Source organism: Elioraea sp. Yellowstone, from assembly GCF_006704265.1.
In the GTDB taxonomy this organism is placed as follows: domain Bacteria; phylum Pseudomonadota; class Alphaproteobacteria; order Acetobacterales; family Acetobacteraceae; genus Elioraea.
Window position 1 is genome coordinate 15,355 of record NZ_VIKA01000013.1, and the last position, 14,894, is coordinate 30,248.

Sequence of the window (14,894 nt, forward strand, 5' to 3'; positions counted from 1 at the left end):
GCCGGCCGAGGCGCGGGTCAACGGGTGGACGGCCGAGCCCGGCTGGGGCAGGGTCGCGCCGCCACGCATGAGGGGAGAGCGATGACGGTCGGTGTCGGCGGATCGGATGCGGCGACGGAACTCGCCGCGATCGTGAACGAGCGCGAGGCGGTGCCGCCGATCCCGGTCGAGGAGCACGAACGCCGCATCGCCGCCGCCCGCGCGCTGATGGAGGAACGGCAGGTCGAGGCGCTCTGGCTCGACGGGTCGACCAACCTCGCCTACTTCACCGGCGTCAGCCACGGCCAGTCCGAGCGCATGGTCGGCGCGATCCTGCCCAAGCGCGGCGAGATCACCTGGATCTGCCCGGAGTTCGAGGCCGAGCGCATCCGCGCCATGCAGACGATCCCCGGCCCGGTGCGCGGCTGGGAGGAGGACGAGAGCCCCTATTCCCTGTTCGTCGATGTGCTGCGCGAGCTCCAGATCGGCTCGGGCACGATCGCCATCGACGACCACGCCCGCTTCTTCATCGCCGACGAGATCCGCTCGGCCGGCGGCGAGGACTACCGCTTCGTCCGCTCCGCCGCGATCGCCTCGCACCTGCGGAGCCGCAAGAGCGAGCACGAGCTCGCCCTGATCCGCCAGGCGATGCGCATGACGGTCAAGATCCATGCCGCCGCGGCGCGCATCCTGCGCGAGGGGATCGCCACCACCGAGGTGCAGTCCTTCATCGACGCCGCCCACCGCAAGGCCGGGTTCGACGGCGGCTGCCCGTTCAACATCGTGCTGTTCGGCGCGGCGTCCGCCTATCCGCACGGCGTGCCCTATGCGCAGACGCTCAAGCCGGGCGATGTCGTGCTGATCGACTGCGGGGCGGCGCTGCACGGCTATCGCAGCGACATCACGCGCAGTTACGTCTTCGGCACGCCGACCGACCGCCAGCGCTTCCTGTGGGACACGGTGAAGGCGAGCCAGGCGGCCGGCTTCGCGGCGGCGCGACCGGGTGTCGCCTGCGGGGCGCTCGACGACGCCGCGCGCGCGGTGATCGTGGCGGCCGGGTTCGGCCCCGGCTACAAGGTGCCGGGCCTGCCGCACCGGGTCGGCCACGGCGTCGGCATGGACGGGCACGAGGAGCCCTATTTCGTCAAGGGCAACGCCCAGCCGCTCGAGATCGGCATGTGCGGCTCGATCGAGCCCACCCTCGCGGTCTATGGCGAATGCGGGATAAGGCTCGAGGACCACATCCACGTCACGGAGACGGGGGCGGCGTGGTTCACCACGCCGTGCAGATCCGTGGACGACCCGTTCGACCTCGATCGCGGCTGAGGGAGGATCGCGATGCTGCCACCGAAGGACCGGCTCACGGTCTGCTTCGCCCATGTCGCCTACCGTTTCGGCGAGCGGTTCGCCCTGCGCGATACCGGCATCCGCTTCCACGAGGTGCGCGACCGCGAGGCGCTGGAGGCGCGGATCGGCGAGGCGGACGTGCTGGTCGTCTCGGGGATGTGGCGGAACGACCTCGCACCGAAGGCCGGGAAGCTCCGCTTCATCCAGTCGATCAGCGCGGGCGTGGACCAGTACGACAGGCAGGTGCTGGCCGCGCACGGCATCCGGCTCGCCTCCGCGCAGGGGGCGAACGCCAACGCGGTCTCCGAGCACGGCATGGCGCTGATCCTGGCGGTCGCGCGCCGCATCCCCGAGGCGGTGCGGAACCAGGACAAGCGGTTCTGGCGCGGCATGATCGGCGACCTGGGAAGCCGCGAGGACGAGCTCGGCGGCAAGACCCTTCTGGTGGTCGGCATCGGCCGGATCGGCGGGCGGCTCGCGCGGCTGGCCAAGGCCTTCGACATGCGCGTGATCGGCGTGCGCCGCGACCCCTCCGCCGGCGCGGCGGGCGCGGACGAGGTCCACGGCTTCGCCGCCCTGCCCTCGCTCTGGGGCCGGGCGGACATCGTCGCGCTCACCTGCCCGCTGACGCCGGAGACGACGGGGCTTGTGGACGCGACGGCGCTCGCGGCGATGAAGCCCGGCGCGCAGCTCGTCAACCTCGCGCGCGGCAAGGTGGTGGACGAGCCGGCGCTGATCGCGGCGATGCGCGCGGGGCATCTTTCGGCCGCGGCGCTCGACGTGACGGCGGAGGAGCCGCTGCCGGCGGACAGCCCGCTCTGGACGCTGCCGAACGTGCTGATCACGCCGCACACCGGCGGCGAGACGCGGCGTTACGAGGACGCCGTGATCGACCTGTTGCTGGAGAACCTCGACCGGCTTTGGCGCGGCGAGACGACGTTGCGCAACCAGGTGGTGTAGCGCTCAGACGACGCTGCGCTCCAGCACCAACCGTCCCTCGCCCAGCCGCGCGAGGGCAAGCGGCGCGAGATCCAGCGCCACGCAGCGGCCATGCATCGCGAGTTCGGCGAGCCCGCGCCCGATCGCCGGGGCCTGCTGGATGCCGTGGCCGGAGAAGCCGCAGGCCGCCAGCAGCCCCGCCACGCCCGGCACGGGTCCGACCAGCGCGTTGTGGTCGGCGGTGTTGAGGTCGTAATGCCCCGCCCAGGCGCGCTCCACGCGCAGCCGTTCGAGCGCGGGAATGCGCGCCGCGAGCACGGGCCAGACGCGCTCCTCGAAGAACCCGGGTGTCACGTCGAAATCGTCCTCGGCCACGTCGGGGTCGGCGTCCGCGGGCGGCGCGGTGCCGCAGATGAACCCCTCGCCCTCGGGGCGGATGTAGACGCCGGTCGGGTCGATCAGCAGCGGGCAGGAGGGCAGCGCGGCAGGCGTGCGGATGTAGAAGATCAGCCGCTTGCGCCGCCGCACCGGCAGGTCGGTGAACGGCCGCAGCAGGTCGGGCGTCGCGGTGCCGGCGGTGACGATCACCGTGCCGGCGGCGATCGCGGTGCCGTCGGCGAGACGCACGCCGCGCACGCGGCCGCCCGACGCCTCGATCGCCGCGACCTCCGCCGTGCGCCAGGCCACGCCCGCCTCGCGCGAGGCGCGCCGCATCGCCTGCATCACGCCGAAGCCGTCGAACCAGCCCTCGCCCGTCCGCCCCCAGGTGCCGGCGGCGATGCCGTCGAGCGCGAGCCAGGGGAACCGCGCGGCGAGCGCCGGCGGATCGAGCCACACGACATCCGCGCCCTCCGCGATCTGCACCGCGTGGTTGGCCGCCAGCGTCTCCCGCCCCGCCTCGGTCGCGAGGAACAGATACCCGCCCTCGCGGAACGCCGCATCGATGCCGAGCCGCGCGCGCGCATCCCGCAGCAGCGCCACGCCGTAGCCCGAGACGCGGACATTGATCGCGGCCGAGAACTGCCGCCGGATCGAGCTCGCCGAGAGCGCGGTCGCCGCGCGCGCGTAAGCGGGGTCCTTCTCCAGCACCAGCACGCGGCCGGCGAAGCCGAGATCGCAGGCGAGATGCCACGCGGTCGAGGCGCCCATGGCAGCCCCGCCCACGATCACCACGTCGAAGCGCTCGCTCATGCGGCCACTCTGCCGTGCGGGTGGACGGTCGGGAAGTCTCCGCGCATCCTGTGCCGATGCGCGTCATCGACGGACCCGAACTCGAACGCCGCACCCCCTATCCGGCGCTGATCGCGGCGCTGCGCGCGCGGCTCGCGGACCCGATCGCCGCACCGCAGCGGCTGATCCTCGACCCGACGGGGCAGGGCGATGCGCTGCTGCTGATGCCGGCCTGGCGCGAGGGCGGGCTGATGGTGGTGAAGCTCGTCACGGTCTATCCGCGCAACGCCGAGAAGGGGCGGCCGGCGCTGGATGCGAGTGTTGCCGTGTTCGACCAGCGCGACGGGCGGTTGCGCGCGCTCCTCGACGGCGTGGTGCTGACGGTGCGGCGCACGGCGGCCGCCTCGGCGCTCGCCGCGGCGCTGCTCGCGCGGCCCGACGCGGCGACGCTGCTGGTGATCGGCACCGGTGCGCTCGCGCCGGCGCTGGCGCGCGCGCATCTCGCCGCGCAGCCGGGATTGCGGCGCGTGCGCGTCTGGGGCCGCACGCCGGCCAAGGCCGAGGCGCTCGCCGCCGGGCTGCGCGCGGAGGGCGTGCAGGCGGACGCCGCGCCCGATCTCGACGCCGCGATCGCCGATTCCGACACGATCGTCGCGGCCACCACCGCGACACGGCCGATCATCCGCGGCGCTGCGGTGCGGCCGGGCACGCATCTCTCGCTGGTCGGCGCCTTCACCCCGGCGATGGCCGAGGCCGAGCCCGCGCTTCTGCCGCGCGCGCGTCTCTTCGCCGACGACCGCGCCTCGGTGCTCGCCAAGGGGGGCGAGGTCGCGCAGGCGATCGCCTCGGGGCTGATCGGCGCGGACGCGGTCGCCGCCGACCTGCCGGAACTCGTGCGCGGCGGCCCGCCAGCGCGAGGCCGCGACGACATCACCGTGTTCAAGTCCGTGGGCTTCGCAGCGCTCGACCTGATCGCCGCCGAGCTCGCGCTCGAGGAGGAGGCATGACCGAGACGAACCGCCGCATCGTGCTGAGGCGCCGCCCCGTCGGCATGCCGGTGCCGGACGACTTCGCCTTCGAGGAGGTGCCGGTGCCCGAACCGGCCGAGGGCGAGGTGGTGCTGAAGCATCTCTACCTCTCGCTCGACCCGTATCAGCGCGGCCGGCTGTCGGAGGCGAAGTCCTACGCCGCGCCGGTGCCGATCGGCGGCGTGGTGGAGTGCCGCGCGGTCGGGCGCGTGCTCGCCTCGCGCGACGGCCGCTTCGCGCCGGGCGACGTCGCGCTCGGCGGCTTCGGCTGGCAGACGCACTCGGTGATGCCGGGCAGGCAGCTCCTGAAGCTCGATCCGGCGGAGGCGCCGGTCTCCACCGCGCTCGGCGTGCTCGGCATGCCGGGGCTGACCGCGCATGTCGGGATGAGCGACATCGGCCAGCCGAAGAAGGGCGAGACGGTGGTGGTCTCGGCCGCCTCGGGCGCGGTCGGCGCGGTCGCGGGCCAGCTCGCGAGGCTCGCGGGCTGCCGCGTGGTCGGCATCGCCGGCGGGGCCGAGAAGTGCCGCTTCGTCATCGAGACGCTCGGCTTCGACGCCGCGATCGACCACCGCGCGGAGGACCTGGCGGCGGCACTCGACCGCACCTGCCCGGACGGCATCGACGTCTACTGGGAGAATGTCGGCGGCGCGGTGCAGGCGGCGGTGTTCCCGCGCCTGAACGATTTCGCCCGCATGGTGATGTGCGGGATGATCGCGCAGTACAACGACGCCGATCCGCCGCCCGGCCCCAATCTCGGCCCCGTCGTGCGCAAGCGCCTGCGCATCCAGGGCTTCATCGTCTCCGACCAGTGGCACCGCCTTGCCGAATGGCGGGCGCTCGCCGCCCCGATGCTGCGCGACGGCCGGCTCAGGCACCGCGAGGACGTGGTCGAGGGGCTGGAGGCCACCCCGGCGGCCTTCATCGGCCTCCTGCAGGGCCGCAACTTCGGCAAGCTGCTGGTGCGCCTGCCGGAGTGACCGACCCGCTTGCCGGCCCCGGCCGCCGGGCCTAGGTGTAGCTCAGGGCCGGGACAGCCGGCCGCAACAACGGGAGGTGTCCAAGCATGACCGTCACCATCGGCCGTCGCGGCCTGCTCGCCGGCACCGCCGCCGCGACAGTGCTCGCCCCTGCCGCGCAGGCATCGGGCGAGCAGATCTCCGTGACCCACTGGGGCGTGCTGATGTACGGCGCGCCCTATGCGGTGGCGATGGAGAAGGGCTTCTTCCGGGAGGCCGGCGTCAACATCACCGGCATCCTGACCAGCAAGGGCGGCGGCACCACCGTGCGCAACGTGCTCGCGGGCGGCCTGCCCTACGGCGAGGTCTCGCTCGCCGCCGCCGTCGCCGCCGCGCGGGAGGGGCTCGACATCAGGATCGTCAATGCCGGCGCGGCCACGGTCGCCGACATCCTCTGGGTCACCACGCCCGACAACCCGGTGAAGACGATCAAGGATCTGGAAGGCCGCAAGATCGCCTTCACCAGCCCGAAATCGGTCACCGAGATGCTGGTGATCATGTCGCTGACGGCCTCCGGCATCGACCTGAACAAGGTCGAGCGGATCAGCACGGGCGGCATCGGCGCGGGGCTGACCGCGCTGCGCCAGGGCGGGGTGGCGGCCGCGCCGATCATGGATCCGATCTGGGCGCGCGAGCAGGGACGCTGGCGGCCGGTGTTCTTCGTCAAGGACATCCTGCCGAAGATGACGCAGACCGTCGGCATCACGACCACGCAGTTCGCCCGCGAGCAGCCCCAGAAGCTGCGCGCCATCATCGCCGGGCGCCGCAAGGGCGTGGACTTCACCTATGCCAATCCCGAGGAGGCGGGGAGGATCTTCGCCGAGGCCTACGAACTGCCGCGCGAGCTCGGCGTGCGCGCGGTCAAGAACATGGTCGAGGTCGGCTACTGGAGCCGCGGCGAGATCGACACCAGGGCGCTCGACGCCATGGTCGAGGGGCTGCGCATCATCGGCGAGGTCGAGGGACCGGTCGACTGGTCGCGGCTCGTCGATCGCAGCTTCCTGCCGCCCGACCTGCAGGCGACGGGATGACACTTGCCGCCGTGGCCGGCCCGGGCCTGCGGGCCGGCGAGGCGCACGCGGCGCTGCGCGGGGTGACGCGGGTCTTCCCGCCCGCGGATCGCCGCCAGGCGCCGGTGCATGCGCTCGGTCCCGTCGATCTCGACCTCGCGCGCGGCGAGTTCTTCGCGGTCGTCGGCCCCTCGGGCTGCGGCAAGTCGACGCTGCTCGAGATCCTCGCCGGACTCGCCGCGCCCACCGAGGGCGAGGTCGTGTTCGAGGGCGCGCCCGTGCGGGGCAGCCCGCCCGACGGGGTGGGCGTGGTGTTCCAGGAGGACGCCTCGTTCCCCTGGCTCACCGTCTGGGACAATGTCGCCTTCGGGCTGCGCCGCGCCGGGACGGACGCCGCGGAGACCGCGCGCCGCGTCGATCATGCGCTCGGCTTCATGGGGCTCGCGGGCTTCGCGCGCGCCTATCCGGCGCAGCTCTCGGGCGGGATGCGCCAGCGCGTCTGCATCGCGCGCACGCTGGTGCTCGAGCCCCGCCTGATCCTGCTCGACGAGCCCTTCGGCGCGCTCGACCAGCAGACGCGCCTGCTGATGGGCGACGAGCTCCTGCGGCTCTGGCGCGACACGGGCGCGACCATCCTGCTGATCACGCACGCGCTCGACGAGGCGGCGATGCTGTCGGACCGCATCGGCGTGATGAGCGCGCGGCCGGGCCGCTTCATCGACATGGTGGCGACCGGCTGGCCGCGCGAGCGCGACTCGACGATCGTCGCCGACGCCGCCTTCGGCGAGGTGACCGCGCGGCTCTGGTCCTCCTTGCGCGCCGAGAGCCTGAAGGCGCTCGGGGGCGAGCGGTGACGCGCGCGGGCTGGATCCGGATCGCGATCGTGCTGGGCGCGGTGGCCGCGCTCGAGGTCACGACGCGCGCGGGCTGGATCGATCCGCACACCATCATCCCGCCCACCGCCATGGCGGCGGCACTCGCCGGCCTGATCGCCTCCGGCGCGATCCTGCCCGACATCGCCAAGACGCTCTCCAACGTCGCCGCCGCCTTCGTGCTGTCGGTGGGCGGAGGGTTCCTGCTCGGGCTCCTGATCCACGCCGCACCACGGCTGCGCCGCGCGCTCGACCCCCTGCTCGCCACCTACTACGCGGTGCCGTTCTTCGTCTTCTACCCGCTGCTGATCGTGGTGTTCGGCATGTCGGACCTGCCGATCATCGTCATCGGCTTCCTGTTCGGCGTGGTGGCGATGATCATCGCCACGCTGAACGGGCTGGATCGCGTGCCGCGCGTCGCGCTGAAGGTGGCGCGGCTTGCGCGCATGGATCCGGTCTCGACCGCGCTCGTGATCAAGTTTCCGGCCGCCGTGCCCCATCTCTTCACCGGCATCAAGCTCGCGGTCGCCTACTCCTTCATCGGCGTGATCGCCTCCGAGTTCATCCTCTCCGGCGCGGGACTGGGTTACGCGATCGCCTATGCCTACAACAACTTCGACAACCCCAGGATGTACGCGCTGATGCTGTTCATCCTGGTCAGCGTCACGGCGGTCAACATGGTGCTGCACGGCTTCGAGCAGCGCATGCTGCGCCGCCGCGGCCTCTCGCGATGAGCGCGCGCGCCCCGGCCTGGCAGCGCTACGGCGACATCCTCGCCCTGCTCGCCGCGCTGGTGCTGCTGTGGTGGGGGCTCGCGCGGCTCGCCGGGCCGGAGGCGCTGACCGGGCCGGCCGAGACGCTCGCGCGCGCGGGCGAGCTGCTCGACAGCCGCCGCTTCCACGGCCACATCGCCGAGAGCCTGACCGCGCTCGGCTACGCCCTGCTGCTCGCCGCGCTCGGGGGCCTGGGCCTCGGCACCTGGCTCGGCGTGCGCAGGCTCGCGGGCCAGGTGGCCGAGCCGATCCTGGTCGCGCTCTACGCGCTGCCGAAGATCACGCTCTATCCGGTGATCCTGCTGATCTTCGGCCTCGGCCTGCCGGCCAAGGTGGCGTTCGGCGCGATCCACGGCATCATCCCGGTGACGATCTTCACGCTGAACGCGGTGCGCACCATCCGGCCCGTGTACCTGAAGGTCGCGCGCACGCTCCGGCTGACCCCCTGGCAGGCGTTCCGCACGGTCTGGCTGCCGGCGGCCCTGCCCGAGATCGTCTCCGGCCAGCGCGTCGGCTTCGCGCTGACGCTGCTCGGCGTGCTGATCGGCGAGATGTTCGCCTCGCAGCGCGGGGTCGGCTTCGTCATCATCAACGCGATCGGGCTGAACGACGTGCCGACCATCATGGCGGCCGCGTTCCTGCTCGCGGCCTTCGCCGCCACCGTCAGCGCCATCCTGCTGAAGATCGACCGCGCCCTGCACCGCCGCACCCTGCGCGCCTGAGGGCTTCTCCCGCCCCGCGCGGCGCGATAAATGGGCGAGGCTCATCTGGGAGAGGCCCCGCCATGACCACGACATCCTCCGGCATCCGCCGCCGCGGCCTGCTCGCCGCCACCGCCGCTCTGCCGCTCGCCGCCCCGCATGTCCGCGCGCAGCCGGCGGCCGTGAAGATCGGCATCCTCCAGCCGGTCACCGGCGCGCTCGCCCAGGACGGCGAGCACGGCCGGCTCGGCGCCGAGATCGCGATCGACCACGTCAACAGGGCCGGCGGCATCAGGTCGCTCGGCGGAGCGCGGCTCGAGATGGTGTTCGGCGATGCGCGCTCGAACCCCGAGGGCGGCGTGGCCGAGGTCGAGCGCATGCAGGCCGAGGGGGTGGTGGCGATCGTCGGCGGCTTCGCCTCGCCGATCTGCCTCGCCGCCAGCCAGGCCGCGGCGCGCTACGACCTCCCCTACATCGTCGATGTCGGCGTCTCCGACCAGATCGTGCAGCGCGGGCTCAGGAACACCTTCCGCTTCGGCCCGGGCTTCGGCACGGTCACCAGGGCCGCGCTCGACAACCTGGTCGCGATCAACGACGCCGCCGGCAAGCCGGCGAAGACGGTGGTGATCGTGCACGAGGACGGGCTGTTCGGCTCCGGCATGGCGCGGCTCCTGAACGCCCAGCTGCCCGAGCGCGGCTTCCAGGTGCTCGAGACGATCGCCCATCCCACGCCCTCGCGCGACATGTCGAACGTGGCGCTGCGCATCCGCGCCCTCGGCCCCGACCTGCTGATCCCCTCGTCCTACTACGGCGAGTTCGTGCTGCTCGCGCGCACCATGCAGCAGCAGCGCATCCGCCCGAAGGCGGGCATCTACGCGGTGCTGAACGGTGCCGCCTCGAACTTCCGCTTCGTGCGCGAGTTCCCGGAGGCGGCCAACCACATCATGGACTGCAACCACTGGGCCGATCCGCGCAAGCCGCTGACCGCCGAGGTGCGCAAGGCGGCCGAGGCGACGGGGCGGTTCTGGCTCTACAACATCCCGCTCAACTACTCCTGCGTGCGGCTGCTCGCGGATGCGATCGAACGCGCCGGCGCGGCCGACCGGGGCCGGATCATCGAGGCGCTCGCCGCCTCGACCTTCGACGGCCACATCATGCCCTACGGCCCGACGCGGTTCGAGAACGGCCAGAACACCGGTGCGGCGCCGGTGAACACCCAGGTGCAGAACGGCGACATCAAGGTGATCTTCCCGCGCGCATTCGCCGACGCCCAGCCGGTCTTCCCGGCGGCGTGACCGGCCGATCCGGGCGGCGCCCGCGCCGCGCCGCCCCCTCCCGCCACCGCCCCCGCCACCGCCGCGGCGCGTGATGTACTCGCCCGAGATCCTGCTCACCGCCGTCCTGAACGGGCTGATGACCGGCGCGGTCTACGCGCTGATCGCGGTCGGGCTGACGCTCGTCTACGGCGTGCTGCACATCATCAACTTCGCCCACGGCGCGACGCTGACGGCGGCGATGTTCGCGGTCTACGTGCTGCACGCCGCCTTCGGGCTCGATCCCTATCTCGCGATGGCCGTCACCGTGCCCGGCTTCTTCGCCCTCGGCTACGCGGTGCAGCGCCTAGTGATCGGCCCGGCCAGCCACGGCGACGACGGCAACATCCTGCTCGTGACGCTCGGCCTTGCGATCATCATCGAGAACGCGCTGCTCGTGGTCTTCCGTTCCGACACGCGCTCGATCGACGTGCCCTACGGCTTCGCGGTGATCGAGGTCGGGCCGCTGTTCCTGTCGCTGCCGCGCGTGATCGCGGTCTTCGTCGTGCTGCTGGTGGCACTGCTGCTGTGGCTGTTCCTCGCGCGCAGCACCACCGGCCAGGCGATCCGGGCGGTGGCGAAGGAGAAGATGGGGGCGGCGCTGGTCGGCATCGACGTGGGCCACATCTATGCCGTCACCTTCGGCCTCGGTGCCGCCTGCCTCGCGGTCGCGGCCTCGCTGCTGATGCCGACCTTCCTGGTCAATCCGCGCATCGGCAACGCCTTCGTGCTCGTCGCCTTCACCATCGTCGTGCTCGGCGGCATGGGCTCGATCCCGGGCGCGCTGTTGGGCGGGCTCTTCATCGGCGTGGTGGAGAGCCTCTCCGGCCTGTTCATGGGCGAGAGCCTGGGCCAGATCGGCATCTTCCTGATCTTCATCCTGGTGCTGCTGTTCCGCCCGACCGGGCTGTTCGGGGCGAAGGCATGAGCGCGCTCCGCCCCTATCGCGCGATCCTGCTCGCGCTCGCCCTGCTCGCGCTGCTGCCGGTGCTGTTCACCACGGGCACGGTGCGGAACTTCCTGATCTTCACCCTGATCGTCGCGCTCGCGGCGCAAGGCTGGAACCTGCTCGGCGGCTATGGCGGCCAGTTCAGCTTCGGCCATGCGAGCTTCTTCGGCACCGGCGCCTACGCGATCGCGATCCTGCAGGCACGCGCGGGGCTGAACCCCTGGCTCGCGCTGCCCGTCGCGGTCGCGCTCGGCGCCCTGGCGGGCGCGGTGATCGGCACGCTCGCCTTCCGCGCGCGGCTGCGCGGCTCCTACTTCGCGCTCGTCACGCTCGCCTTCGCCGAGGTGCTGCGCATCGTCGCCAACGTGCTGCCGATCACCGGCGGCGCCGCCGGCACGCTGATCCGCCTGAACGTCGATCCGCTGAACTTCCAGTTCGCCGACCGGGCGCATTTCTACTGGGTCACGCTGGTCTTCCTCGGCGCGGCGATGGTGCTGGTGCGCGCGCTCGAGCGCGGCCGCTTCGGCGCGCGGCTCGTCGCGGTGCGCGAGAACGAGGATGCGGCGCGCGCGCTCGGCGTCGATGTGCTGCGGGTGAAGATCGTCGCGATCACGCTCTCGGCCGCGATCACGGCCGTCGCCGGCTGCCTCTACGCGCAGAACTTCCTCTATCTCGACGCCGCCATCGCCTACGGCCCCTGGATCTCGGTCGAGGCGCTGCTCGCGCCCATCATCGGCGGCCTGGGCACGGTGTTCGGTCCGCTGATCGGCGCGCTCGTGCTGCACGGGCTGGGCGAGCTCACCAAGGTCTGGATCGGCGCGCTCACCGGCGGCAGCGTGCCGGGGATCGATCTCGTGCTGTTCGGCATCCTGCTGATCGCCACCGTGGGCTTCGCGCCGCGCGGCATCCTCGGCCTGGTTGCGCGGTTGAGGATGCTCCCGGCATGAGCGCGCTCCTCGCGGTCGAGGGCGTCACGATGCGCTTCGGCGGGCTGACCGCGGTGGATGGCGTCACCCTGGCGGTGGCCGAGGGAACGATCACCGGGCTGATCGGGCCGAACGGCGCGGGCAAGACCACGCTGTTCGCGGTGATCTCGGGCTTCCTCGCGCCGACCGCCGGGCGCGTGCGCTACCGGGGCGAGGACATCACGGCGATGCCCGTGCATCGGCGCGCGGAGCGGGGCATCGCCCGCACCTTCCAGATCGTGCAGCCCTTCGCCGGGCTCTCCGTGCGCGAGAACATCGCGGTCGGCGCCTATCTGCGCCATCCGGGGCGCGAGGCCGCCCTCGCCGCCGCCGATGCGGTGGCGGAACGCGTGGGGCTGGCGAGGCTCCGCGACCTGCCGGCCGGCGCGCTCACGGTCGCCGGGCGCAAGCGGCTCGAACTCGCCCGCGCCCTCGCGACCGCGCCCACGCTGCTGCTGCTCGACGAGGTGCTCGCCGGGCTCAACCCCTCCGAGATCCGCGACATGATCCCGGTGATCCGGCGCATCCGCGACGACGGCGTCACGATCCTGATCGTCGAGCACGTGATGCAGGCGGTGATGAATCTCTGCGACCGCGTGCACGTGCTGGCACAGGGGCGCCTGATCGCCGAGGACACGCCCGCCGAGATCGCGCGCGACCCGAAGGTGGTGGAGGCCTATCTCGGCCATGGCGCGGCCGAGCGCATGCGGCGCGCGCAGGGCCATGGCTGAGCCGCTGCTCCGCGTCGAGGACGTGGTCGCCGGCTATGGCGGCGTGCCGGTGCTGCGCGGCGTGTCGCTCGAGGTCGCGCCGGGCGAGGTGGTCGCGGTTCTGGGCGCGAACGGCGTGGGCAAGACCACGCTGAACAGGACGATCTCGGGCCTCGTGCGCGCGAGTTCGGGCACGATCACCTTCGAGGGAGCGCGCATCGAGCGTGCCGCACCGCCGGCGATCGTGCGCGCGGGCCTGATCCACGTGCCGGAGGGACGGCGCATCTTCCCCAACCTGACCGTGCGCGAGAACCTCGAGCTCGGCGCCTATGCGCGCGCGCGGGAGAACCGCACCGCGAATCTCGAGCGCGCCTTCGCGACCTTCCCGCGCCTGCGCGAACGCGCGGGCCAGCTCGCCGGCACGCTCTCGGGCGGCGAGCAGCAGATGCTCGCGATCGGGCGCGGGCTGATGGCCGAGCCGCGCCTGCTGATCCTGGACGAGCCCTCGCTCGGCCTCTCGCCGCTCCTGGTCGAGGAGCTGTTCGCCCTGATCGCGCGCATCGCCGCCCAGGGGCTCGCGGTGATGCTGGTGGAGCAGAACGTCGTGCAGTCGCTCGCCCTTGCCGCGCGCGCCTATGTGCTGGAGAACGGCGCGGTGGTGATGCAGGGACCCGCCGCCGAACTCGCACGCAACCCCGACCTGGAGAGGGCCTATCTCGGGCTCTGAACGACGATGGACGTGATCCGCGCCAGCCAGCTCACGGTGGACGACGCCTGGCTCGTCGCATGGTCGCGCTTCGCCGCCGGGCTCCGCGTCGAGGACATCCCCGCGGAGGTGGTCGCGCGCGCGCGCCTCGTGCTGCTCGACACGCTGGGCGCGATCGCCGCCGGCGCGCAGGAGCCGGAGATGGTCGCGCTGACCGCGCGCATGGCGGCGCTGCACGGCACGGGCGGCATCGCCACGGCGGTGATCGGCGGCCGCACCCGCCTGCCGCTGCCGGTCGCCGCGTTCCTGAACGGCACCGCCGGTACGATGCTCGAGCTCGACGAGGGCAACCAGTACTGCCGCGGCCATCCGGCGATCCATGTCGTGCCGGCCGCACTCGCTGAAGCCGACCGGGGCGGCGCCTCGGGGGCGGCGCTGATCCGCGCGCTCGTGCTCGGCTACGAGATCGCCGCGCGCATCGGCATCGCCTCGCGGCTGCGCGTCACCATGCACCCGCACGGCACCTGGGGCACGGTCGGCGCGGCGGTCGCGGCCGCGTCGCTTGCGGGCGCGGACGCCGCGACCATGCGCGAGACGATCAACGTCGCCTCCACGCTCGGCCTCGCGACCAGCCGGCGCACCATGCTCCAGGGCGGGACGGTGCGGAACGCCTATGCCGGGGTGTCGAGCCAGCTCGGGCTCACGGCGGTGGAGCTGGTCGGCGCGGGCTTCGTCGGCGAACCCGACGGGGTCGCGACCGTCTTCGGCACCGTCGCGGCCGACGACTTCCGCCCCGAGGAGATGACGCGCGAGCTGGGATCGCGCTGGGAGATCGCGCGCAACTACTTCAAGCGCCACGCCGCCTGCCGCTACACCCACGGCGCGCTCGATGCGCTGGGCGCGATCCTGGCCGAGACCGGCCCCGTCGCGCCCGACGAGGTCGCCGCCCTGGAGGTGGACACCTATGTCTGGGCGGCGCAGCTCGACGATCCCGCCCCGCGCAACATGCTGGCCGCGAAGTTCTCGCTCCCCTTCGCGCTCGCGACCATGATCGTCAGCGGCGAGACGGGCGTGGCGTCGTTCCGCGACCCGGCGCGCCAGGACGCGGCGACACGGGCGCTCGCGGCGCGCGTCACGGTGCGCGAGGACCCGGCCTTCACCGCCGCCCTGCCCGCGCTGCGGCCGGCGCGCGTCACGCTCGCGCTCCGCGACGGCCGGCGCGTGCAGCGCACGGTGACGACCAATCGCGGCGACGCCGAGGCGCCCTATCCGCCGGAGGAGATCCTCGCCAAGTTCGACACCCTCGCCGCGCCGGTCTGGGGCGCGCAGCGCACGGCGGCGATCCGAGCGGCGGTCGAGACCATCGACACGGCCGGGGATGTGCGCGCGCTCACCGCCCTGCTGGCAGGATGA

At 72.8% G+C, this 14,894-nt stretch carries 15 protein-coding genes; 14 read left to right on the forward strand and 1 reads right to left on the reverse strand.

The genetic code is table 11. The features are described from left to right. Positions 1 to 81: 81 nt before the first annotated feature. Positions 82 to 1,305, forward strand: coding sequence for a Xaa-Pro peptidase family protein (locus FK498_RS03780; RefSeq protein ID WP_141851682.1), 1,224 nt, complete (start codon positions 82 to 84; stop codon positions 1,303 to 1,305). A 12-nt stretch (positions 1,306 to 1,317) separates the two neighbouring features. Continuing rightward, a complete protein-coding gene (locus FK498_RS03785) occupies positions 1,318 to 2,286 on the forward strand; it encodes a D-2-hydroxyacid dehydrogenase (protein WP_202614730.1) in 969 nt (322 codons plus the stop codon). Positions 2,287 to 2,289: 3 nt separating this feature from the next. Here the strand turns inward: FK498_RS03785 and FK498_RS03790 are convergent, their stop codons facing one another. Next, positions 2,290 to 3,456 carry an FAD-binding oxidoreductase gene (locus tag FK498_RS03790; protein WP_141851684.1) on the reverse strand — a complete coding sequence of 389 codons (1,167 nt, stop codon included), beginning with the start codon at positions 3,454 to 3,456 and terminating at the stop codon, positions 2,290 to 2,292. 56 nt (positions 3,457 to 3,512) lie between these two features. Between FK498_RS03790 and FK498_RS03795 the strand changes: the two genes are divergently transcribed. From FK498_RS03795 to FK498_RS03850, 12 genes are all read left to right on the forward strand, one after another. Next, positions 3,513 to 4,442: an ornithine cyclodeaminase family protein gene (locus FK498_RS03795; protein WP_141851685.1), complete on the forward strand. Its 930-nt coding sequence runs from the start codon at positions 3,513 to 3,515 to the stop codon at positions 4,440 to 4,442. Further along, the gene (locus FK498_RS03800) at positions 4,439 to 5,443 is read left to right on the forward strand and encodes an NADP-dependent oxidoreductase (protein WP_141851687.1); all 1,005 of its coding nucleotides are present in this window, start codon (positions 4,439 to 4,441) and stop codon (positions 5,441 to 5,443) included. The genes FK498_RS03795 and FK498_RS03800 overlap by 4 nt, the downstream gene beginning before the upstream one ends. Before the next feature lie 86 nt (positions 5,444 to 5,529). After that, positions 5,530 to 6,513 (forward strand): ABC transporter substrate-binding protein, encoded by a 984-nt coding sequence (locus tag FK498_RS03805; protein ID WP_141851689.1) that lies wholly within the window; start codon positions 5,530 to 5,532, stop codon positions 6,511 to 6,513. Then, positions 6,510 to 7,346 carry an ABC transporter ATP-binding protein gene (locus tag FK498_RS03810; RefSeq protein WP_141851690.1) on the forward strand — a complete coding sequence of 279 codons (837 nt, stop codon included), beginning with the start codon at positions 6,510 to 6,512 and terminating at the stop codon, positions 7,344 to 7,346. Before FK498_RS03805 ends, FK498_RS03810 begins: the two co-directional genes overlap by 4 nt. Further along, the gene (locus FK498_RS03815) at positions 7,343 to 8,098 is read left to right on the forward strand and encodes an ABC transporter permease (RefSeq protein WP_141851692.1); all 756 of its coding nucleotides are present in this window, start codon (positions 7,343 to 7,345) and stop codon (positions 8,096 to 8,098) included. Before FK498_RS03810 ends, FK498_RS03815 begins: the two co-directional genes overlap by 4 nt. After that, on the forward strand, positions 8,095 to 8,859 hold the full coding sequence (locus FK498_RS03820) for an ABC transporter permease (protein WP_141851694.1): 765 nt from the start codon (positions 8,095 to 8,097) through the stop codon (positions 8,857 to 8,859). The genes FK498_RS03815 and FK498_RS03820 overlap by 4 nt, the downstream gene beginning before the upstream one ends. Positions 8,860 to 8,921: 62 nt before the next feature. Continuing rightward, positions 8,922 to 10,133, forward strand: coding sequence for an ABC transporter substrate-binding protein (locus tag FK498_RS03825; protein ID WP_141851696.1), 1,212 nt, complete (start codon positions 8,922 to 8,924; stop codon positions 10,131 to 10,133). A 73-nt stretch (positions 10,134 to 10,206) separates the two neighbouring features. After that, entirely contained in the window at positions 10,207 to 11,079 is an 873-nt protein-coding gene (locus FK498_RS03830) for a branched-chain amino acid ABC transporter permease (protein WP_141851698.1), read from the forward strand. Beyond that, complete coding sequence (locus tag FK498_RS03835; protein WP_141851700.1) at positions 11,076 to 12,047, forward strand: branched-chain amino acid ABC transporter permease; 972 nt, start codon at positions 11,076 to 11,078, stop codon at positions 12,045 to 12,047. Before FK498_RS03830 ends, FK498_RS03835 begins: the two co-directional genes overlap by 4 nt. Continuing rightward, positions 12,044 to 12,796, forward strand: coding sequence for an ABC transporter ATP-binding protein (locus tag FK498_RS03840; protein ID WP_141851702.1), 753 nt, complete (start codon positions 12,044 to 12,046; stop codon positions 12,794 to 12,796). The genes FK498_RS03835 and FK498_RS03840 overlap by 4 nt, the downstream gene beginning before the upstream one ends. Positions 12,797 to 12,800: 4 nt before the next feature. Then, positions 12,801 to 13,502: an ABC transporter ATP-binding protein gene (locus FK498_RS03845; RefSeq protein ID WP_141851727.1), complete on the forward strand. Its 702-nt coding sequence runs from the start codon at positions 12,801 to 12,803 to the stop codon at positions 13,500 to 13,502. 6 nt (positions 13,503 to 13,508) lie between these two features. After that, positions 13,509 to 14,894: an MmgE/PrpD family protein gene (locus tag FK498_RS03850; protein ID WP_141851704.1), complete on the forward strand. Its 1,386-nt coding sequence runs from the start codon at positions 13,509 to 13,511 to the stop codon at positions 14,892 to 14,894.